Raw genomic sequence first — 23,879 nt, forward strand, 5'->3', positions numbered from 1 at the left:
ACTTAAAAACTGCTCCTATGCTTAAGTGAGGTATAAAATGTACGTATATGCCCTATTTGATAATGAATCTTCTGAATTAGTAACAATACATTTTTTAAATGCTGCTTCAAACAAACTTTTGGAATTATACATGCAAAGTTTTCATTCACCAAAGGTTAGGGAGTCTGCCAAAAACGGGATCGAATGTGCTTATGAAATAATATTCTCGGGAGAGATAGAGAAGTATATTCAAAAAGCACCTATATCCATTACTCCTAAAGACTTCAAACAACAAGTCGACGGAAGTAGTGCAGGTTTGGCATATGCTGTGGCATTCGCAGTTGCCCTTAAATCTCGTAATATAATTGATACTTCTTTTGATATACCCGAAAAAATTGCAGCAACAGGCGAATTGGATAATCATGGTAACGTTACAAAAGTAAAACACTTGAAAGAGAAGATTATTGCAGCAATAAAAGAAAATGTCAGCTTGTTACTTTATCCAAGCGAAAATTATGCTGAATTATCACTTCTTAGGGAATCGGATATTGAATTAGATAATTCCATTAAAGACAGCGGCATATCTCTAAAACATGTTTCAAACCTTAAACAGGCTTTTTGCGAAATAGGAATATTTCCATATACTTCACTGACAATAAATACTGTAACAAATAATGAAAAATACGTTAGCTTTGATATTTCATTGAGTAATGAGTCCAAAATCGAGTTTTCAAGTTTCAATCTGATATTAATGTATGATTCATCAAAGCTAAAACTTGCGAATATTCTTGAAGGTGCTGTAATCAAAGACAGTAAATATCTAGAATTTATTTCTCAGGAAAAAATCCACAAAAAGTTTATATTAACTTTAAATTTAAAAAAGGAAACTTTACATGTTTTAAAAAACAATTCTACTCTTATAAAGATAAATTTTACAGCTATTGACAACTTGAAAAAATGCACCTCAGATCTATTGGAATTTTGTGAAGATGAGTGCAGTATCAATGACTTCCCATGTAAGAATACAGGGGGATTTATTCTTAAGAACTCAGATATTTCTTTATTGTCTGAAAAAGGGTCATCACAGCTTAATCCCCTTAATCAAAGAGAAAAAGCGAATGAGCTATCCGTTACATCTTTTTTTAAAAACAAAAAGAAGTTACTTATTGCAGCAGGGGCTACCGCACTTATTATTTTTTCGTGTTATGCTTATGCTGCAAATTTTAAAAATTCGCCACACAGTCCAAATGTAATAGGACCAATATATGAGCCCACACCAACAAAAAATCTTAACCACACTACAACAGAAACTCCAAAACCGCTTTCCAATTATACACCTGAAAAACCTACAGCGGTTAATTCTCTATTACCTACACCGCAGCCTACAAATCTCCCACAGCTTTCCAGCACACTGTTAACTCCCCCTATAGTAGCCACTAAAACCACACCATCAATTACTGAGGGTTCAAATATTATTGAAGCTCCAACAACTACTTCCAAGCCAAGCAATAAGGGTATATTGGCAAATACACCAGTGCCCGTGCTAATGCCTATACAAATAGAAGAAGTGATGGATACTGCCAATTGGAAAAGTAAATGTGAATATTCCAGTGTTGATATCAGTAATGATGAAGATCGTAATTCCTTAGCAATCAATTACGACATAAAAGGAAGTGGTCGTGTAAGGGTAATAACAGAAACGGATGTTTTCAGAAACTTACCTGTTGGCTATAAGAAGCTTAAATTTAGTTATAGATGCTCCTCTGAAATTACCTCACAAGACTATGTACTAATAAAAATACAATGCAACAATAAGACTAGACAATTCCCTCTTGGAAGTACAGAAAATATTTCAAAAGAAAACAAGTGGTTCCAAAAAGTCATAGAAGATTTAGAAATAAACAAAATTACTGCCATTGAAGTTTTTATTGGAACATTAGGAACTGATAATGCTGATTCTGCCATTGACAGAGGAAGAATACTACTCAATGACGTAATTGTTTCTCCATAAAAAGCACCGGCTAAAAAGCTGCCGGGTGCTAGGCATGAGAAACAAATTAAAAGCAATTGTTTACTTCTTCTGCAAATCCATTATTCTAACACACATGGAAAAAAATTCAGCACGTGTGATACTATTATCCGGTCTTATAGTCTCATCTTCGTAGCCCCTGATTAATTTCTTGTCAATTGCTCTATCCAAAGGTCCAATTGCCCATTTAGCTACCTTGTTAAAATCCTTATATTTATTAATATTTCGAGGTATAAAACTTCCTACATCATCTCCTACTACACCATTTAAGCGATCCATTGTTTTAACAAGCACTATTGCTGCTTGCGTCCTTGTAAGGTTTGCATTTCCCCTGAATGTATTATCTTCCTTAACGCCTACCATTATTCCAAAATCAAATACAACACCTACATAAGGCTTTGCCCACTTAGGTATTTCATCTTTATCATTGAAACATAATTCTGGATTTTTGGCTGGTTCAACATTCAAAAGCTTTGTTAAGATTATTGCAGCTTCCTTTCGCGTTATAGTATTATCAGGCCTAATGGTACCATCTTCATAGCCATTAATATATCCTTTTTCACATAACTTAATTACATCTGCCTCTGCCCAATGCCCTTTTATGTCAACAAATCTAGCGTTAGGTATCTCAGGTGTCGGTTCTAGTACTTCTATAGGAGTTGGCGTTGGGGTAATTACAGCCAATGTATTTGTCGGAACAATTGTGGTCGCAACTACAATTTCATTTCCATCAACAATAGGGTTATCCCTTGATGGGTATTTAATCGCTGGAGTTGGTGTCGGTGTTGATGTTGGTGTTGATGTTGGTGTTGGTGTTGGCGTTGGTGTTGATGTTGGTGTTGATGTTGGTGTTGATGTTGATGTTGGTGTTGATGTTGGTGTTGATGTTGGTGTTGATGTTGGTGTTGATGTTGGTGTTGATGTTGGTGTTGATGTTGGTGTTGATGTTGGTGTTGATGCTGGTGTTGATGTTGGTGAACAAACAGTAATTTTTCCAATGCTAAATACATCAGTTATTCTATTTATAAATTCTCCATCAAAAGAACCCATTCCTAAAGATTCTGCTTTTATCTCGTAAGTTCCAGGAGGTACATCTTCTTTTATCCTGAATCCTATTTCTGTAATCACACCACCATCTTCTATAAAATTCTTATTTATTTGTTTAGTACCTATAAAACTATAATAACCGGACTCGTCAGAGTTAGCAACAACTATATCTGTTTGCAGGAAACTTGCTTCTTCAAACAAATTGCTATCATAACGCAAAACAAATCCAAAGTAACTTATTCCATTTGAAGGCACTTCCAAATTTGGGGGTTCTTTTAAAAATCGTACAGGTATTTTTACCACATCACCTTTTTGCCCGGAACCAGATCCAATAGATACATTGACCGTCTCGCTAATGCCACCTTCATTTGATTCTGTTGGAAAATCTTCAATGTACCCTTGTACATATTTAATAATGTAGCCTAGATCTATAACATCAACAAATCCATTTTTGTCAACATCCGCAGCAATTGAACTGCTTTTTAATGGCAAAGATGGAATATCCCTATTAATGTAATCTCGTAGCATTGCTGCTTCATTCATTTTGACAAGTGTATCAGCATTAATATCTCCAAGTATCATTGGTGATATTGTTATTTCTCCACTAGTGTACACATCATTAATTCTATTTATATATTCACTATCACTATCAAAAGAACCCATCCCTAAAGATTCTGCCTCTATTTTATAAGTTCCAAGAGGTGCGTCATCCTTTATCCTAAATTCTATATTTAAAACTACCCCATCATTTTTTTCTATAAAATCTGCGTCAATAATTTTATCACATAAAAAATTTATGTATCCATTGTTTTTATTATTATAGAACACATCAATAGTTTTATTAACACTTACCAAATCAAATACATTACTGTCATAGCTTAATGAAAAACCAAAAGTACTTATCCCCTCTGAAGGTACTTCTCCTTTTTGAAATTGTATTGGTATAATTACAATATCGCCATTTCGTCCGTAAACAGAAGAGGCTATAGATACATTAACTTCCTCATCAATAGGCTCTTGCTCTACCGGAAATTCACCAACTTCTCCAATCATATGTTTCTTTATATAATAATAATCTATTGAATCCACTAATCCATCTTTGTTTACATCTGCAGCGAGCAAACCTTTCGCTGATAAATCTATTTCTCCAATAAGATAGTCTTTCAGCATTGCATAATCATTAGCCCGAACATACAAATCTTCATTTACGTCGCCACTTATTACTGAAGTCTGCGGGATTGGCGTGTCACTTTCTGAATCTGAAAAAACAACATTCTCAATACTATCAACTTTTCCTGCACTTTGGAAACACATTGTTGTCTGAAGTACTACTAATATGCATAAAAGAACAGACAGAAACTTTCTAACCCTTGATAAGAATTTCATTAATGCTCTCCCCCATCACCTAAGTTATCCTAAATATCACATTAAAACTGTATTGTTATCATAATAAGTTTTATCAATTTAAGGTAACCAAGTATTTCTAATTATTGAAATTTTATTTTCATTATATTATTTCTTTATGTTAATTTCAACACTCTGTAAGCTGACAGCAATTACATTAAGTAAATAGGGTTAATTGCAGTAAGACTTTTTTAGTGGCAGAAATTTTACATTACATATTTTATATATAACTTCTGTTCAGTTTTGATATAATTCTCTTCCTTGACAAATTGGCTACTTTGCAATATTGCATTTACTATGAATCCAGCCAACGTCTCAATATTATCTTTACTATATTCTATAACTACATTTGCACAATAATCATTTACCTTAGGATAGCTGCCTTTTTCACTTTCACAAATATTCTTTGATCCTTTTTCTTTAATATCCTCCTCAAAAGTTGAAGAAAAAATATTACTAATAGCATCTTTAAATCTCATTTTTTCAATCAATTGTTTAATTTTTTGAATTTGGTCGTCTGTCAAACCGTAATTATCAACCAATCCTTTAATACATCCATTACAATAATCGGCACTTAGAATATTTCTCATTTCCAGCTCCCTGCACAATATTTTTGATATCTTATTAATATTCTTTCCCCTAGGCAGCCCGTTAGAATTTACCCAATTACTAATTGTTGCAGGAGTAACGTTTAAGCATTCCGCCAAATCAATATCTCTATAGTTTAAGTCCTGTTTTATTTTTTCAAGCAAAAAGCTAAATCGATTTGTTTTCCTTATCATTTTTAATTACCTCCTGTTATATATTTAAAATTTGCTTTCAAAAATTTATGAATCTTGTCCTCCCCTTTATTTTAATTTTGAATTTTAGCATAGTCTCATACTTAAAATTATTTTTAAATTGCTTGAGATGCTTTAAAGGGTTTGAGATATAATAATTGTTTTTATTAAAAATTAATGCTTTAGTTATTCTTGAATTCTTTTACCAGTGCTTTTAATGTATTTTCATTTACGATTCATTATTGGCTTATTAATTTATAGAATAATAAATTTCAATAAAAAAATAAATTTCAACAAACACGAACCTGCTATTCATCAGGTTATCAACATAAATTAGACTTAAATATTTAATTAAAATTTAAGTAATAAAAATTGTTTTATTGTATAGTAAATCTATCAAGATAATTACGGGGAGGAATTTATTATGAAACATTTTAAGAATCGTTTATTAAGGTTTATGGTTTTACCAACATTATGTTTATCACTACTAACACCACAAGTAAATGTTATGGCAGAAGATTCAATTTTGTATGGTGATGTAACTGCTGATAGTAAAGTAGATTCTGCTGACTATACAAAGCTTAGGTCATATCTAATAAGAAATATATCTAGTTTACCAAACCCACAAGCTGCTGATGTTAACCTGGATGGTAAAATTGATTCTGCGGACTTTACTTTACTACGTAAATATCTTTTAAAAGAAATTGCCTCTCTTCCATATGTTAGAAAAACATTAGATGTGCCTCTTTGTATACAAGAAACAAATTGTTGGTGCTGGGCTGCCACAACACAAGCAATAATAGCTTATTATACAGACTCAATGCCTAGTCAAGAATCCATTGTAAGGAATACTTTAAAAATACCCAATGATCAGCCACTAAGTTATTATAATCTTAATCGTCCAGTAGAGGATATAGAGGATCTAATTTCTTTAGAATTCAATGGTATTTCTGGACATCTTGTTGATATTAACCTCGACTGGTATGATCTCAAAAAAGAAATTGATGCAGGTCGACCAATTAAGGCAACTATAGAAAATGATCCTCCAACTTCCATGGCACATTGCGTACTTATTTATGGATATATCGATTCACCCGAACTTCAAAAAGTTTTATATATGGATCCGGATCAATGGAATGGAGGTAAAAGAGAATCAACTAGAGAAGATTTCTATAGAAGATGGACATGTTGGGCTATTGCAGGTATTTCAAAAAAATAACAACCGAATTAATCCACTTTAAGAAGCAAAATAGATGGTGCAGCCTCTGCACCATCTATTTTATTTTAATAAAAAATTCTCTCTGCTATTAGGACTGGCTTACTTTCCTGGTTCAATCCCCCACTTTAAGTCACCAGAAATATAACCTGTTACATATTTCCAATCGTACAATTCTCCTATATCGGGAGAATTGTATGAATAATCATCCTCCTGCTTGTAGATTGACCAGTCCTCTTTGTGAAACCACACAACAACTTCGGTAGATTTTCCCGGGTCCAGTTGACCGCTTTTAAAGCCTATTTCAAGGTAATAATCAGCTTTTTCAACAGGTTTACTCATTTTAACAAACCTGTAAGTAATGTTCGATTTATCATCTTGAGCCCAGCAGCCTAAGGCCTGCCCTTTCTCACCGTCAATCGTATAATAGTATCTTATAGCTATATCCTTTAAGTTTATTGTTGTACTTCCGGTGTTAACAACATTAAAAACATCATTAACCTGAATAAAAACATTATCTACTTTCCTGGATGCATTATAATATTGTACCTTTATTGAACCTGCAGATGAATCAGGTATTTTGGCGTCTGCAGCTCCTTTACTTGTAGATGCACCGGGCATTTTTGTATTCGCAGGTCTAATACCCGTAGATACATTTGGAATTTTTGTACTAGCAGGCCTTATATTCGTGGATACACTAGGCGCTTTTGCATCAGTATTCTCTATACCCGCAGATACAGGAGCAGGTGTAGGCGTTGTTGCTGTTTCCTTTTCAGAAGTTGACTTAACTGCTGATGTCACTTTTTCAGTAGATTGCACAGCCGGTGAACTCAAATGCTCTTTAACAGTATTTGGCCCGTTCATTCCGATCTTTTCCAAAAGCGCCGATAAACTCGATGTTTTTGCTTCATCCAGGGTCAAATTAATCCCTTCACTTTGAGCTTTCTCAAATATTAGCTGCCGCCCTGTCGATAAACCATTTTTTAATGCCTGTTTCTTCATTTCCGGTTCAACTTTGACTACATTTAAAGTGTATTCCTTATTAAATCCAACATCATCGATAGCTTTTAGCGAGGTCAATAATTGATTCAACTTAAGTTCATTTCTTTCTTTCCCATCCTTGTAATCACTGCTTTCTGGGTTCAAGGATGCTGAAAGCATGATTACATTGTTTTTATTTGAACTCAGGATACCCTTTTCCTCAGACTCATCAATTACTTTTTCAACCGCTTCTTTGATGTGCAGTTTTTTTAACGAGAGAACTTTGGTCAAATTTTCGGCATCAGAATTTAACGGTAAGACCTTTTGAACAATATTTGCATCATCTATTAAAAACTCAATACTAGGATTGATGTCCATATCAACCAAAGCATAGCTGGCATTTACCATACTTAACCTTGTGTTTTGTATAATATAAGACGCTATAAAAACAACCAGCAGAACAGCCGCCACCCCAATTAACTTCATCTTTCTTACTTCAGGTCTTATCACATCTCTTTTCCTAAAACTAACCTGCTGCCCTAGAAAAATTTCAGGCTTTTTTTTCACACGTACAAGATCAAAGTCACTAGTCATAACTAAAACTTCATTTTTATATACTTCCATTACAGTTCCAATAATCATACTCCCCCACCATCCTCTGTTAACTGAAGGTAACTCTTAATGACATCAAGGCCGCTATTTATTATTAGACTGACGGCAATTATGAATTTTCTATTTCTTTCTACTGTTACATGATGTACATCAACCAATTTCATTAAATCAGTCATTGGTATATTCTTTGATTTATTTAATTTATAGTATAGCTCAGTATCGTTAGCTATTATTTTTGCTATTCTGATGCATAGTCTTTTGGAGTCCTTATGTTTTGGTATACTCTTCGCCAAATTTTCGAGGGTTATTCCGAATGTGGCCAGCTTTTCCTTAAAAAAAATAATTTCCTCCTTTATTTCAATATTATCAAACCTTCCTACAAAGTATTCAGGCATATACTTTTCTTTAAAGTCCTCGTTTGACTCACATTCGAAGTAGGTAAAAGGAAACACATTCTTATTTTTCCGATTTTTTCTTATATAGTCTATGATTCTCCGATTTATAACAAGGTCGCTAAATCCTAAAAAGCTCTTGTTTTTGCCTATATCAAAACAATTTATAGCTTCATCAAAAGCCATAAGCGCTATACTATATTCTTCACTGTTTTCAATATCAACGTATTTTCCGGTTATTCTGGCAACTGTTTTTAAAATAAAAGGAGTATAATCACTTATAAATTCTTCTTTTAAAAACCAATCTCCATTTTGTATTCTCTTTACTATGTCATTTGTAGAATCGTAATCGGATTTCAGCATTTTAAAAATACTTAATTTTGCCAATTTGATATCCTCCCCCTATATATATTTCGATAATACACTAAATTTTCTGTATAGGTAAGTTATTAAAATTAAAATACTTTCTCACCTACTTAAAGGAAAAATACTTAACGAATTTTATAAGAGGAGGGTTGTTTAAAAATATTTATTAAAAAAAGATTCAAGGGTATTCTAAATTTTTGTTTGGAGGTTGTATAATGTTTAAAAAGTATTTTATTAGGAGACAAGCATTTTTATTTTCATTCGTTTTACTTATTGTTTCACTCTTCGGCAATGTCAATGTATTTGCATCCGTTGCAAAAACAGGCATGAGAGACATTACTGCATTAGAGCTTACAAAAGATATGAGACTTGGTTGGAGTTTAGGTAACACAATGGACGCTTATTATAGTGCAGCAAGCGGATTAGCAACAGAGACCTGTTGGGGAAATCCAAAAACAACCAAGGCAATGATTGATAAGGTAAAGGAAGCTGGTTTTAATACTGTGAGAATACCTATAACTTGGGCAGGCCATTTTGGCTCAGCTCCAAACTATACAATAGATTCAGCATGGCTGAGCAGAGTAGAAGAAATAGTAAATTATGTTCTTGACAATGATATGTATGCTATTATTAACCTTCATCATGAAGAGAATACATGGCTCGTACCTACTTATGCAAACCAAGAGGTAGCAACAGCACAGATTACAAAACTTTGGGAACAAATTGCAACTCGTTTCAAAGATTACAGTGACTATTTAATTTTTGAAGCAATGAATGAACCTAGAGTTGTTGGAGGTTCAGCTGAATGGACAGGTGGAACAGCCGAAAACCGCGCTGTAATTAACAGCTTGAGTTTAGCTGCTGTTAACACTATTAGAGCTACTGGCGGAAATAATGAGAAGAGATTCTTAATGGTGCCTACACATGCTGCATGTTCATTAACCGATGCAGTAAACGACTTAGTTATCCCAAATAATGACAGCAAAATAATCGTGTCCTTACATATGTACTCACCATATTACTTTGCTATGGTTTCAAATAGTACACCTACTTGGGGAACTGACTCTGATAAATCTTCCCTTTCATATGAATTAGATGCTGTTTACAATAAATTCATTAAAAATGGAAGAGCTGTAGTTATTGGCGAGTTTGGCTCAATTGATAAAAGTAATTTATCTTCCAGAGTAACTCATGCACAATATTATGCTCAAGAAGCAACAAAAAGAGGTATCCCTGTTTGTTGGTGGGATAATGGATATTATGGTCCAGGTAAGGATAATTCATATGCTTTATTAAACAGAAGTTCCCTTACATGGTATTACCCTGAAATTGTTCAAGCACTTGTTAAGGGATCTGGATATACAGTTTCAAATACACCTACATCTACATACACAGCAACTCCTACATCTACTCCTACAAAAGCTCCTACAGCCACTCCAACAAAAACATCCTCATATCCTGTTACATATGGTGATGTTGATGGAAATGGAAGTGTTAATTCTCTTGACTTTGCTTATTTAAGACAATATTTATTGGGAAGTATTAAGGTATTCCCTGGTGCTAACGGATCAGCAGCTGCTGATGTTGACGGAAGCGGAAGTGTTAATTCTCTTGACTTCGCTTATATGAGACAATATTTATTGGGAATTATCAAAGTATTCCCTGCTGAGGGAATTGTCGTTGTATCTCCAACACCTAATTCCGGTAATCCTAGCATTTTATATAACGGAAGATTCAGCACTTCAGACCCAGCAGGACCGATTTGTGCTTGGTCCGGATCTAATGCTGAACTGAATTTTTATGGAAAAGAAGCAAGTGTTACTATAAAATCTTCTGGAGACAACTTCTTCCAAGCTTTTGTAGATGGTGTTGCTCAAACTCCTTTTGAGGTTAACGCAACTACATCAACAGTTAAACTTGCAAGTGGTCTTACAGAAGGACAACACAAGCTTGTTTTGTGGAAAAGAACAGAAGCTTCACAAGGTGAAGCACAGTTCCTTGGCTTCAATTTCGGTTCAGGAAAACTCCTTGCTGCGCCGGATGCTTTGGAAAGGAAAATAGAATTTATTGGAGACTCCATCACATGTGGTTACGGAAATGAAGGAACAAGCAACGCCGAGCATTTTACCCCTAAAAACGAGAACAGTTATTTGAGCTATGCAGCCATTACAGCACGTAATTTGGATGCAAGTTCAAATATCATTTCCTGGTCAGGAATAGGAGCTTGTCAGAATTACGGCGGTCAAGCAGGACCTATTATGGGTGAACGATATCTGTATACACTTCCATATAGCAATGTTGAATGGGATTTTAAAAACTATGTACCTCAGGTAGTCGTTGTCAACCTTGGTACAAACGATTACTCAACTTCAACCCCTGATAAAACAAAATTTGTAACAGCATATCAAAACATAATTACAAAAGTCCGTTCCAACTATCCAAATGCACATATATTCTGCGCTGTTGGACCTATGCTTTGGGGAACAGGCTTGGATTCATGCCGTACTAATGTTAAAGAGGTTGTAAGTTCGTTTACTTCAAATGGAGATTCAAAAGTATATTTTATTGAATTCCCTCAACAAGATGGAGGAAGTAACGGATACGGTGAAGATTGGCATCCAAGTCTTAAAACTCACAATATAATGGCAGACCAGCTTACAAAAGAAATACAGAGCAAGCTTGGCTGGTAAAATCACTGTTAATAACATACAGTTGCCATGACATAAGCTTTCGAAAAAATATATTGTTCCACATAAAAGCCTTCACGCAAATAAAGCATGAAGGCTTTTTAAGTCCTATTAATTAAAGCTAGAACAGCAGTCGAACTTAGAGTTATACTTAAACTTCACCAAGTCAAATCAGCTTATTTTTGAAAGCAAAGCTTGCCAATTGATTTCTATCACTCAAATCCAATTTTGCTAAAATTTCAGATATAATATTCTTTGTCCTTCCAAAACTGAGACAAAGTTTCGATGCAATTTCCTTATTACTCATTCCCTCAGCAATCATTCGTATTATCTCTACCTCACGCTCTTTAAGGTCAATACTTATGGGATTATCGTTCTTTTCAGCGGATTCATCAGCATCGTTTATCTTCTTGACAACAGAGCCAAAAGGCGACCTGCTGAAGATACTGAAACCTCTGGATGCATTTTTTACAGCCTGAATCAACTCCTCAGGAGTTATGTCTTTTAATATGTATCCATCGGCACCATTCTTTAGAGCCTCATACACATTCTGATCATCCTCAAATGTAGTCAGAATAAGTACTTTTATTTCAGGGTATTTCTCCTTTATCATTCTGGTTCCTTCAATACCATCGCAAACAGGCATTTTGATATCCATTAAAACAATATCCGGTTTGCTGCTTGAGCATATCTCAAGCGCCTCTCTGCCATTAGAAGCACACCCGATAACCTTCAAATCATGGTCATTTTCAATTATGCTTTTTAGGCTCTCGCTCAAAAGCTTTTGGTCATCAACGATTGCTACCCTTATCATAAAAATCCCCCAAATTTAATTACTATTTTCTCTTTATATCTTTTATATCTTTTATATCTTTTATATGTTTTATATGTTTTAGGTCTCCTATATCCTGTATTCCTTGTATCCCCTCTATTTCCTCTATTTTATTTTTTATTAATCCCTTTTTATTTAGCTGCTTTTTAACCAGTTCTGTCATTTTTACCTCATTTATTTTTTGCTCTTCAACAATTGACTGTTTAATATTTTTTAAATCTTTTATATCCAGGTTTTTAATATTTAAATCCTTTTCTAGTGACTTCTTCATTGCAACCATTTCTGCAATTTCCTCAGCATTTTTTCTCAAGCTGCTTTCCATTAATTCAATGTAAACAAACTCTACAAACATACCTGTTACAAACCATGTGGCAAACAAAAACAATGACGTCATACTTAAAATATTTGCAGCGTCAGAATAATACCATATCTTATACCCTGTTATCCATAGTAGTATAAACCCTGAAACAAATTCAAAAATTGTTATAGCTGAAGCATATAGTATTCCCCGCACCACCCAAGAGATATTGTGTTTCTTTGAGAAGTTATAGATTTGCTCAAGAAGTAAAACAGAGCACAAGGCATAAACCGGAAACATCCAGAGAGAGCACTGCCCATAAAAAGTATACCATGGAATGTCCCATATTCCATTTAAGTTCAGCTTGTCGTCAACCTTCCATTCTGCTTGAAATACGAGCTTAACTATCGGTATCATTCTTCCGACTTTTACGATAGTATACTGGCTTACTTCTGCAAAAACACCTATCATTCCATATATAATAAATCTTAGAAATGTAAAAGCAGCATTTTTGATAAGCATGTCCAATTTACCGCCCGGTTCGACTTCATACCCAAAGATTCTTTTTAACATAACCTCACCTCAAGCCTAATAGTATTAACCCACATCTTACCAATTAAATAATATTATACTTCTAGAGGAAGTTCAATATCTAATTTGAACCCTTTATCCTTTTCTGAAAAATACTTCACACTACCTTTTAGTTCATTTATTCTTTCCTCAATTCCCATCATACCAAAACCTTTCTTAACAGTAGAGCATCCAGCACCATCATCACAAATTGTAAGCTTAATTGCATTATTGATAAACCTCATATCAACAGATATATTCTTAGCCTTTCCATGCCTTACAGAGTTTGTCAACGCCTCCTGGCAGGCTTTAAACAATGTGTAGGAATAAGCAGGATTTCTATAATCGTATATTTTATCTACTGACAGTTCAATATTTACTCCAGATACGCTGAAATCTTCAATCAGCTTTTTTAAAGCTGTAATAAACTTGTTTACTTCCAGCTTCTCAGGTACAAGCCCATAAATTGAACGTTTCAGTTCCTTCATTCCTTCCCTTGCAGTACTTATCGCATCCACCAGTCTTTCCTCCGCTTTTTGAGGATTGTCCTTCATTTCCATTTTGGTCACCTCAAGAAGCTTTATCAAAAGCACCATGCTATGACCTAAAGTATCATGTACGTCCATAGCGAAGCGGTTTCTCTCCTTGGTAACTGCAAGTTCTTCAACTGTCTCTGCATGTTCTTCAAGTCTCTCAATCATTTTTTTAAGTTCAATATTCTTTTCATTTAATTCATTGGCAAGACTTTTATACTCACTATAAAGTTTCTCAAGTTCTTCAGTCCTCTGTGCCACCCTATCTTCCAGCGTCCTGTTCCACATTTTTATTTCATCACTGGATCTTTCAATTTCCTCAGAATACAGTTTGAGCCTGTGATAAAGCCTTGCATTTTCAACAGATACTCCTGCCTGGCCCGCAATCAGATTCAAAATACTTAAGTTATCATCGGAAAACAGTCCGCTTACCAGGCTGTTATCCAGATAAATAACTCCTATCATACTTCCCTTTGACATTATTGGCGCACACATAACCGATCGTATCTTATTTACAACTACACTAGACTCTATTTTAAAACTTTCATCCACCATTGCATCGGCAACAATCAAAGGTATTTTCTCATTTTCTACCTTTCGAATTATGCTTCTGCTTCCTTTAAATCCTTCGCTGTGAATTTCAGCTTTTGAAACATTTCTTAAAACAAAAACCTCCAGCTTGCGTTCCTGTTCTTCAGGGTATAAAAATAAAGCCCCTCTTTCCGCACCTACATGTTCAAGTACACTGTCCATTATCTTTTCCAAGAGCTCATCGAGATCAAGTATAGAGCTTAGATACCTACTGGTATTTAGTATGGTAGACAGCTTTCTTTCTGCATTAAACCTTGATATCGTATTAGTGGGAGTTGAAAATTCTTCATTTTTAGAATCAAGCATGAGTACACACTTTTTAATATATTCTTTTGAGTCTATTTCTTCAAAAATGGTCAACGCATTTCTAAAACTACGCTTAGCTTCCTCAGTAGATTTACATGTTGTAAGCAGTTTACCCAATTCATAATGGGCTTTTGCAGATTCATACTTTCTATCCAACCTGTTAGAATGCCAAATACTTTTTAGAAGCAGTTTTCTCGCTTTTTCTATCTGCCCTGCAATTGTAAAATACTTAGCCATATTTTTTAAAGCGGGTCCATAGTGATTTGGCCATGATTTTGTCTTTTTCAATGCTATTTTGCATAGAATATAAAGCTTTTTTCTATCTGGCAAAGTTAATGTATGCGCCTTATTGTGCTGCTCCATTTTCTTTAAGTAAGCTTCTGTCAAATATGTATATATGTTTACTGTATAATCTTTCAAAAACGAATTCTCTTCATTTATTTTTTTTGCCTTCTCAAGAAAGTTGATAGCACTCTCTGCATTGCCTGCTTCGAGTTCCAAATAACCTTTGCATATCAAAATGCAACAGTGTAAATATTTGTTTTTATATTCATCACATAGCCCCAATGCTTCATTTATATATGAGTTTGCTTTACCAAAGTTTCCATTTTCAATATAGCAAAATGACAGTTCTATATATCCTGATATCATTCCATATGTATTTTTTATCTTCGTGCTTAATTCAAGATATTCCTCATTATAATGAATACTTTTCTTATAATCGGAAGTATACCTGTAACCATAACCAAGTCCGCTTAAAACCATTCCAAGCTCCCACATATCCCCAATCTTTACAAACCCATCTTTGGCAGCTTCAAATTTCTTAATACTTTCACTGTGCATTCCCATCCATGAATAGCTAAAACCCAAGTATTGAAGACTCTGCGCAACGCCCCATTCATCTTTAATATCCTCCCTTAATGTAAGAGCTCTTCTTTGATATTTTTGAGCTCTCATAAAAAACGGAATAGTCATAAGGGCTGATGCATATGCGCTTGCACTTAATCCAAGTTCCTCAGTTCCCTTAAGTTTAGTTTCGGATAGGTTGAGCATTCTCAATATATTACACACAAGTTTGTTTGTATCACTCAAAATGTACATCCAGTTTAGTGTAAGATATGATCTGATAATCTCCCTATCTTCCTGTTTATATGTATATTGTTCCCCTCCTAAATAATTGCTTACTGTTAAGCTATGAAAAAGGTGTATAAGCAGCTCACCTGCCAGTCTGAATCCCCATTCAGCCTTTTTTCGAGGTACCCTCTCTCCTAAAAGGTTCAAGCCTATCGAAAGATTTTTTTCACATCCATCCCAATCTCCCCTCTTAAAACATGCAATTCCGATTTTCCTATAAACTCTTGCCTTGTTAATAGGCTCCGGTATAAAGGAGAGCTCATTTTTGAGCATTTCAATGGCTTCATCATTCTTCCCCATAGTAAGGTAAACATCTACAAGGCTTGAGCAGCATCCAAGCCATTGGGATGTACTTTGCCCATATCTTTTCTCGATCAAGTTTAAGGCAATATTATAATACTTGGCAGCCACCTCGTTTGCATATGAAAGCTTTGCCTTATCCGCTGCAGGAATTATATAATACAACAATTTTTCCTCATCGCCTGCTTCTGCATAATGGTGCACCAATTCAAACAGTACTTTTTCCATATCATCTATGCTTTCTTGCTCAATGACTTTAGCTACCTTAAGGTGAGTAGCATTTTTTTCACTTGGGTCAAGCTTTTGATAAAACACTTCCCTAATACGATCGTGCAAAAACAATACAGTTCCTTTCTCCTTGCCGTTTTCAAGGAACTGCATCGAGATCAATGCATCTATCATGTCGATATACTTATCCATATTTATATTTACCAACTTAAAAAGAAATGAAATATCAAATTCCTGTCCTATTACAGCCGCCTTACATAACAAATCAACCTGCTCATCCGAAAGATTATCTATTCTTTTTAAAATAACCTCTATCAAATTGTTTGATATTAATATGCTTTGAATCCTTTCCCTATCTATCTCCCAATAGCCGTTAGTGTTCAAAACGGCCTCATTTTCTACAAGTTCTCTAAGCAGATTAACAGTAAAAAAAGGATTGCCCTTTGTCCTATTGTAAATATACTGTGACAGTTCAACTTCGTTTTCTTCCTCTTCTCCAAGAATTCGTGATATAAGTCTATTCAATGCCTTCTCATTCAACGGTTTCAATTGTATATCAGTTAATGGATAGTTTTTAGCCTTTGCTTGAGATTTTATAACTTCCAAACCATGTTCAGGGTGTATTTCGTTGTCTCTGTAAGTCCCCAGTATAATTAAACGTTGTTTATACATACTGCTTATTATCTCATGTAATAGATTAAGACTGCTTTCATCTGCCCAATGAAGATCATCAAGAAAAAATACCATTACACTGTCATCTCCTGGAAGATTTAAAAAAAACCTCGTCAAAACCATTAAAAGCCTCTGACTTTCCCTCTCCGGTTCGAGCGAAAAAAACTTGCCTGATTCCCCAAGATATTTTTCTATATGCGGATTTAGTCCAACAAGGATTTCATTAAATCCTTCCGGCATTTCCAGCAGTTTTTCCATCTCAGCCTTCTGCCTTGCCGGTTCAGATTTTTCTACATATCTTATATACTCTTCAATTAAATCTTTGAAAAGCTGGTAAGGGGCTTTATTATTATGGTTAATGCACCTAACCTTGAAAAATACACCTTTTTGTTCAAATACAAATCTTGATATTTCTTCAACTATACTGCTCTTTCCAATACCAGCTTCCCCGCCAAGTAATATGACGCTGCCACTGCCATCCGTAGCTGCCTGAAAATTTTCTTTTATTATCTTCAGCTCGTTATCTCTTCCTACAACCCCTGCATTATACGTCAACTTTACCTTTATATCGCTCTTTCCCGGTATAAATTCATAATTTCCTTCCAGATACTTGTCAATATCATTTAACAGACCCGCTGCACTCTGATATCTCTGGTCAGGATCCTTAAACATAAGCTTTTTAATTATTTCACTAATAATTATAGGTATGCCTTTATCAAGCTTGTGCAGCTCAGTAGGTTCGAAAGCTACCTGCTGATGCAAAATTTTATTGATATCCTTACCCTTAAAGGGTGTTTCCCCCGAAATAAGGGTATAAAACACCACACCCAGGGAGTACAGATCACTTCTCTCATCAACCCGCCTGTTTAATATTCCGGTTGCCTCCGGTGACATATATCCAAAAGTACCAGCCACTTCATCATTTACGTTTAACTCACCGAATTCAAGAACATATGAAACGCCAAAATCTATTATCTTCACATTAGTTTTGCCATTTCTGTTTTCCAGGAATATATTACCTGGCTTTATATCTCTATGGATTATAGACTTTCTATGAACGTAGCATAAAGCATCTGCAAGCTGCCTCATTATATTAAGTGTCTCATTCAAACTTATCCCTTTTGCTCTTCGTAATCTTTCTTGAAGGCTCTCTCCTTCCAAAATCTCCGTAACCAGAAATGGTCTACTTTCATACTCCCCCATGTCAATTACTTTGATAATATTAGGATGATTGAATTTACTTACTATATCAACCTCTCTTTTAAACCTTATGATGTCATCTATATATTTTGTAGTTACATTACCCTTCATCATCTTTACAGCAACAAAGGCATCATTTTTGATATCTTTTGCCTTGAAAACACTGCTGGAAGTCCCCTCTCCCAATATGCCCAACAGTTTGTATCTGTTATTAACCATTTTACCTTCCAGCCTCATAATATCTCCCCCAGTAAACAAAATTTATCTTATTGAACTGTGCATCTTATTTGTTCCATCATATCTCTTCTCTCCAGAACTCAGTTACATACTTGATTATATCATTTGTTTTAACCACTCTGGCATATGGAAACCATTCCTTTGGAAACAGGTTAAGATAGCTCCTATTGGTAAACCGCTCATCTATAAGTAAAATAATTCCCTTATCTGTCTCCGATCTTATAACCCTGCCAGCTGCCTGCATAACCTTGTTCATTCCCGGAAACATATAAGCAAATTCAAACCCCTGACTGTTTCTTTCCTGAAAATAATCCCTGATAATATCCCTTTCCAGGCATACTTGAGGCAATCCAACACCTACAATAACAGTACCTATCAATCTATCACTCTTAAGGTCTATTCCCTCAGAGAAAATTCCACCCATCACACAAAAACCAATTGTAGTCTCAGATGGATCTGGAATAAAAAATCCAAGGAAATTCTCCCGCTCTTCTTCAGTCATTATATTGGACTGAACATGAACTTTAACATCAGGGTATTCTTTGCAGAAGACGTCATAGACATTGTTCATGTACTGATATGATGGAAAGAATATGAGATAATTCCCACATTTGCAATGTGTCAAATTCCTTATTGATTCAACTATATGCTTATAGCTTCTCTCCCTGTTTATATACCTTGTAGATATACTGTCTGCCACCAGAAGCTTTCTATTGTCAACACTAAAAGGTGATTCAATGCTCATTGTATAGTCATCAGTATTTCCTCCCAATATCCCTCTATAATAATCCAAAGGAATAAGAGTTGCAGAAAAAAAGATGCCACACTTTCCCTTTTTCAACGCTTCACCCAAAAGGTATGCTGGATCCAGGCAAAACAACTTAAGCTTGACATCGTCACCCTGCTTTTCTATATAGGTAACATATCTTTCATCATAGAGTTCACAAATCTTTATGCATATAAGTGCATCAAAATAGAGCTCTAAAAGTTCATCTCCCATTTTTGTATTTTCATTTTTTGCAAGATACTCCTCACATTCACTTACAAACTTCCTTAATATAGAATAAATATCCTTATCCCCTTCACTACTTACATAAAAGCCTTTTTCATTACACAGCTTCTTCATATTGAGCATGAATATATTTAACCTGCCAAGAACTTTTGATATTTTAGGACTTAGCTCCTTCATTTCATTCTTCATCTTAAGAACAGGCTTTTTGTAAAGTTCCGCCGAGTACATCTCTCTAGCCCGGTCAACCAAATTATGAGCCTCGTCAACCAAAAAAGTATAATCACCCTTTTCAGTAAAAAACCTTTTTAAATATACCCTTGGGTCAAAAACATAATTATAGTCGCAAATAACTGCATCCGCCCACAGAGTAAGGTCGAGTGAATATTCAAAAGGGCACACCCTATGCTTTCTCGAATACATTTCAATAGTGTCCCTCTTCAACTCATTTTCATGAGTCAATATATCCATAACCGCATCGTTAATCCTATCAAAGTGTCCTTTTGCAAACTCACAGTCTATAGGATTACAGCTGGGCTTTTCCTTGATACAAATTTTCTCTTTTGCGGTAAGGGTAACTGTTTTAAATTTAAGCCCCTTTGATCTCATTATTGAAAAAGCTTCTTCAGCTACACTTCTTGTAATAGTCTTTGCAGTCAGGTAGAATATTTTAGAGGTATGACCTTCACCCATCGCCTTTATGGCTGGGAAAAGCGTTGAAATAGTTTTTCCTGTTCCCGTAGGAGCCTTCACAAATATATTTTTACTTGAAGTTATCGTCTTATAAACAGCAACCGCAAGCTCCCTCTGACCCTTTCTATACACTTCAAAAGGAAATTTCATATTTTTTATGGATTGTTCTCTTTCTTCCTGCCAATCATATACGAGTTTTGCCCAACTATAGTAGGTTTGAATCAGCCCATCGAAGAATTCTTTCAACTGGAGAATAGTGAAAGTTCTGACTAAATATTTGATCTCTTCGGTATCCAAATGGCAATAGGTAAGTCTCACATTAATTTCTTCAATGTTATTTAAAGTTGCATATATATAAGCGTAGCACTTTGCCTGCGCCCAATGCACTTTACTGTAGTTTTCATCAATAGTCTCAAGTGGCGACATAGTACTCTTTATCTCGTCAATTACAACACCGTTACTGTCTTCAATAATTCCATCTGCACGACCTTCAATAGACAGTACAAATTCCTCATATTCAACATTATATTTAAGAGTAACTTCCGGTCTATAGTCTTCCTTCTGGGATTTTTGAATCTTTTTGTGAATTCTGGTTCCCTCTACAGCTCTATTGACACGAAAAAAGCTGCTGTCGATGTCACCCTCACGCAAAAGGAACTCTACCAAATTCCGGACAGATACCTTTATTTCCTTTTTATCCATATTCATAAGTATTCAACCTTTTATTAATTGACTGTATTCCTATTATAACCCAAGTATAGCTCAAATTAAATCAGGAAAAAAAACCTTATGAATGTAGCTCTGCCGGCTAAGAATCGAACTTTGCCGGCAGAATTTAAATCTAAATACTTTATGCCTGTGGTTTAAATGTTGCACAGTCTGTTTCCTGTGAAGTGTGTGCATTTTTGTGCTGGACTTCAATCATGTCAGCAGTACAGTGGTCGCCATTCATATAGAAGTAACAAGTATTTACTTCACACTTTATTCCCTCATTAGCGTGGCTCATTTTACTAGCTCTCATTATATTTTCCTCCCGTTTTTGAAGTGATTTGCCTGCAATAATATTTTTATAAAAAAGAGTTTTTTTGATACATCCACAAATTTCAAAAACTGATTGCAATTAACTATATTAATTACTTATAAGTTTACATCAACACCAAATTATTATATAATTGACTTAGAATTTGATTGTCAATCTATTCCTCCCAACATTCAATGTAGCAAACCTCACACAAAAATACAATTTAAAATCGGATAATTATTTCTAAAAATGGCGTTTTGAAAATTACTTATTTAATATTGACATAAGTCCATTAAATCAAGTTTTTTAAACGCCAATTATTAAGTTTATCGCCTTCTAATGCTGTATATGGCATTTTCGTATACTGTATTAAATAAATTTAAGAAAGGAAAATGAAGTATGAAAAAACTTATCAGCACATTTATAATCGCTGCAATTCTGTCAACTCTTCTTGTCGCTCCATCAGCAACTGTATCAGCGGCAGCAGGTTATAACTATGGAGAAGCACTCCAAAAAGCAATAATGTTCTATGAATTCCAAATGGCAGGCAAACTTCCCGACAATATGCGTACTAACTGGCGTGGAGATGCCTGTCTGGGTGACGGTTCGGATGCAGGTCTTGACCTTACAGGTGGTTGGTTTGATGCAGGAGATCATGTTAAATTTAATCTCCCTATGGCTTACACAACTGCAATGCTTGCGTGGGAAGTAATTGAGTACAAGGACGCATTTGAAAAATCTGGGCAACTTCAATACATGATGGATCAGATCAAATGGGCATCAGACTACTTTATTAAATGCCACCCATCAAAAGATGTATATTACTATCAGGTTGGTAACGGTGATGCTGACCACAGATGGTGGGTACCTGCCGAATGTATAGATCTTCAGGCAGCGAGACCTTCATACAAGGTAACTTCTGCTGCACCTGGTTCTACTGTTTGTGCAGAGACAGCTGCTGCTCTTGCAGCAACAGCTATTGTGTATAAGGACACAAATCCTGATTATGCTGAACTTTGCTTAAAGCACGCAGCAGAACTCTATAGTTTTGCTGAAACATCAAAAAGTGATGCCGGCTATATTGAAGCAATGAACTTCTATAGATCATGGAGCGGATGGTCCGATGAACTTTCGTGGGCTGGTACATTTCTCTATATGGCAACCGGAGATAAAACATATCTTGAAAAAGCTGAAGCAAATGTAGCTAATTGGGCCGTAGAAGAACGTACTACTGACATCGCTTACAAATGGGCACATTGTTGGGATGATGTTCACTTAGGAGCCGCACTTCTATTGCTAAAGATTACCGGTAAGGATTTATATAAAGATACTTTAGAAAGGCATCTTGATTTCTGGTCTGTTGGATATGGAGACGCTCGTATAACATACAGCCCTAAAGGTTTAGCACATCTCACTTCATGGGGTCCTTTAAGATATTCAACAACTACAGCTTTTCTTGCAGCTTTGTACTCAGACTACGAGGGCTGTTCTTCTGATAAAAAAGTTACATATATGAACTTTGCAAAACAGCAAGTTGATTACTGTCTCGGAAGTTCAGGAATGAGCTATGAAATCGGTTACGGAGATAAATATCCTCAACACCCTCACCACAGAACCGCTCAAAGTTCGTGGTGCGATAGCATGAATGTTCCTACATATCACAGACACACATTGGTTGGTGCTCTTGTTGGAGGTCCAAGTGCTGCAGATGCATACAGTGATATGGTATCAGATTATGTAACAAATGAGGTTGCATGTGACTACAATGCAGGTTTTGTTGGGGTTCTTGCAAAAATGTATGATGAGTATGGCGGAGACCCAATTGCAAACTTTAATGCGATAGAAAAGCCAACAAATGACGAAATTTATGTTCAGGCTACTGTAACAGGTGCAAATAAGGCAGAAATAAATGCAAAAGTATTCAACAAATCAGGTTGGCCTGCAAGAAATATAAAAACACTTTCATACAGATATTTTATGGACCTTTCAGAATATGTTTCTGCAGGATATGACCCTGATCAGATAACAACAGGTTTTAACTACACTGCTGCAACTTCAAAGAAAATATCAAAACCTATCGTTTATGATGAAGCCAAGAACATTTATTATGTTGAAGCTGACCTGACAGGAACCAATATTTTCCCAGGAAGCAACTCAGATCACCAGAAGGAAATTCAGATGTACATCCAGCCACCATCAGGCGCACCATGGGATAACACAAATGACTGGTCATATATAGGTGCTACAAAAAATAGTGCTGTAGTAGCCAACATACCTGTTTATGATGCCGGTAAATTTATTTTTGGAGTTGAGCCGGATGGAAGCACACCACAACCAAGCTCTACAGTAAAACCTGCCTCACCAACTCCTACAACCAAACCTGCTACACCTTCCCCGTCAAATGTACCTAGCCCAGGTACTACATCCTCTATCATTGTTGGAGATGTAGATTTATCAGGTACTTTTAATTCAATTGACATGGGAATTGTAAGACAACATCTTCTCGGAATGCCAACTATTATTAATACAAACAGCAAATCCAAAATGGTTGCAGATGTTGACGGAGTTGGCGGTGTTACTTCAATAGACCTGGCATATATGAGACAGCGTCTATTAGGAATGATAAGTAGGTTCCCTATACCAGACCTAATCAGCTAATTGCTAATTATCACCATGCTATAAAAGCCGATTCTTTAAAGGATCGGCTTTTATTTTGCCTCTTTCGAACGAAGTGAAGAGACGAAATCGAGCAGGGCTAAATGC

Annotated in this window: 13 protein-coding genes; 4 read left to right on the plus strand and 9 right to left on the minus strand. The window is 35.3% G+C overall.

Annotated elements, in window-relative coordinates:
- Positions 1-37 precede the first annotated feature (37 nt).
- Complete coding sequence (locus tag ACECE_RS0215600) at positions 38-1,990, plus strand: S16 family serine protease (RefSeq protein WP_010248913.1); 1,953 nt, start codon at positions 38-40, stop codon at positions 1,988-1,990.
- Positions 1,991-2,050: 60 nt separating this feature from the next.
- Here the strand turns inward: ACECE_RS0215600 and ACECE_RS29495 are convergent, their stop codons facing one another.
- A complete protein-coding gene (locus tag ACECE_RS29495) occupies positions 2,051-4,441 on the minus strand; it encodes an S-layer homology domain-containing protein (RefSeq protein ID WP_010248916.1) in 2,391 nt (796 codons plus the stop codon).
- Positions 4,442-4,665: 224 nt separating this feature from the next.
- A complete protein-coding gene (locus ACECE_RS0215610; RefSeq protein WP_010248919.1) occupies positions 4,666-5,241 on the minus strand; it encodes a helix-turn-helix domain-containing protein in 576 nt (191 codons plus the stop codon).
- Between the two features lie 421 nt (positions 5,242-5,662).
- On the opposite strand from ACECE_RS0215610, the gene ACECE_RS0215615 reads away from it, so the two are divergent.
- Positions 5,663-6,457: a dockerin type I domain-containing protein gene (locus ACECE_RS0215615; protein ID WP_010248921.1), complete on the plus strand. Its 795-nt coding sequence runs from the start codon at positions 5,663-5,665 to the stop codon at positions 6,455-6,457.
- Between the two features lie 99 nt (positions 6,458-6,556).
- Here ACECE_RS0215615 and ACECE_RS0215620 read toward each other — a convergent pair whose 3' ends face one another.
- Positions 6,557-8,077, minus strand: a complete 1,521-nt coding sequence (locus tag ACECE_RS0215620; RefSeq protein WP_010248923.1) for an anti-sigma-I factor RsgI family protein — start codon at positions 8,075-8,077, stop codon at positions 6,557-6,559.
- The gene (gene sigI, locus ACECE_RS0215625; protein ID WP_010248925.1) at positions 8,074-8,826 is read right to left on the minus strand and encodes an RNA polymerase sigma-I factor; all 753 of its coding nucleotides are present in this window, start codon (positions 8,824-8,826) and stop codon (positions 8,074-8,076) included. Before sigI ends, ACECE_RS0215620 begins: the two co-directional genes overlap by 4 nt.
- 194 nt (positions 8,827-9,020) lie before the next feature.
- Here sigI and ACECE_RS0215630 point away from each other — a divergent pair, with 194 nt between their 5' ends.
- Positions 9,021-11,495, plus strand: coding sequence for a cellulase family glycosylhydrolase (locus tag ACECE_RS0215630; protein ID WP_010248927.1), 2,475 nt, complete (start codon positions 9,021-9,023; stop codon positions 11,493-11,495).
- 163 nt (positions 11,496-11,658) lie between these two features.
- Here ACECE_RS0215630 and ACECE_RS0215635 read toward each other — a convergent pair whose 3' ends face one another.
- The 5 genes from ACECE_RS0215635 to ACECE_RS30265 form a co-directional block, all read right to left on the minus strand.
- Complete coding sequence (locus ACECE_RS0215635) at positions 11,659-12,306, minus strand: response regulator transcription factor (RefSeq protein WP_010248929.1); 648 nt, start codon at positions 12,304-12,306, stop codon at positions 11,659-11,661.
- A gap of 22 nt (positions 12,307-12,328) precedes the next feature.
- Positions 12,329-13,195, minus strand: coding sequence for a hypothetical protein (locus ACECE_RS29500; RefSeq protein WP_010248930.1), 867 nt, complete (start codon positions 13,193-13,195; stop codon positions 12,329-12,331).
- A gap of 53 nt (positions 13,196-13,248) precedes the next feature.
- Positions 13,249-18,393, minus strand: a complete 5,145-nt coding sequence (locus ACECE_RS0215645; protein WP_010248932.1) for a protein kinase domain-containing protein — start codon at positions 18,391-18,393, stop codon at positions 13,249-13,251.
- Between the two features lie 58 nt (positions 18,394-18,451).
- Entirely contained in the window at positions 18,452-20,803 is a 2,352-nt protein-coding gene (locus ACECE_RS0215650) for an ATP-dependent DNA helicase (RefSeq protein WP_010248936.1), read from the minus strand.
- Between the two features lie 142 nt (positions 20,804-20,945).
- Positions 20,946-21,116, minus strand: a complete 171-nt coding sequence (locus tag ACECE_RS30265) for a DUF1540 domain-containing protein (protein ID WP_010248939.1) — start codon at positions 21,114-21,116, stop codon at positions 20,946-20,948.
- Positions 21,117-21,515: 399 nt separating this feature from the next.
- On the opposite strand from ACECE_RS30265, the gene ACECE_RS0215660 reads away from it, so the two are divergent.
- Entirely contained in the window at positions 21,516-23,774 is a 2,259-nt protein-coding gene (locus ACECE_RS0215660; RefSeq protein ID WP_010248941.1) for a glycoside hydrolase family 9 protein, read from the plus strand.
- Positions 23,775-23,879 lie beyond the last annotated feature (105 nt).

This window comes from Acetivibrio cellulolyticus CD2, from assembly GCF_000179595.2.
Classification (GTDB): domain Bacteria; phylum Bacillota; class Clostridia; order Acetivibrionales; family Acetivibrionaceae; genus Acetivibrio; species Acetivibrio cellulolyticus.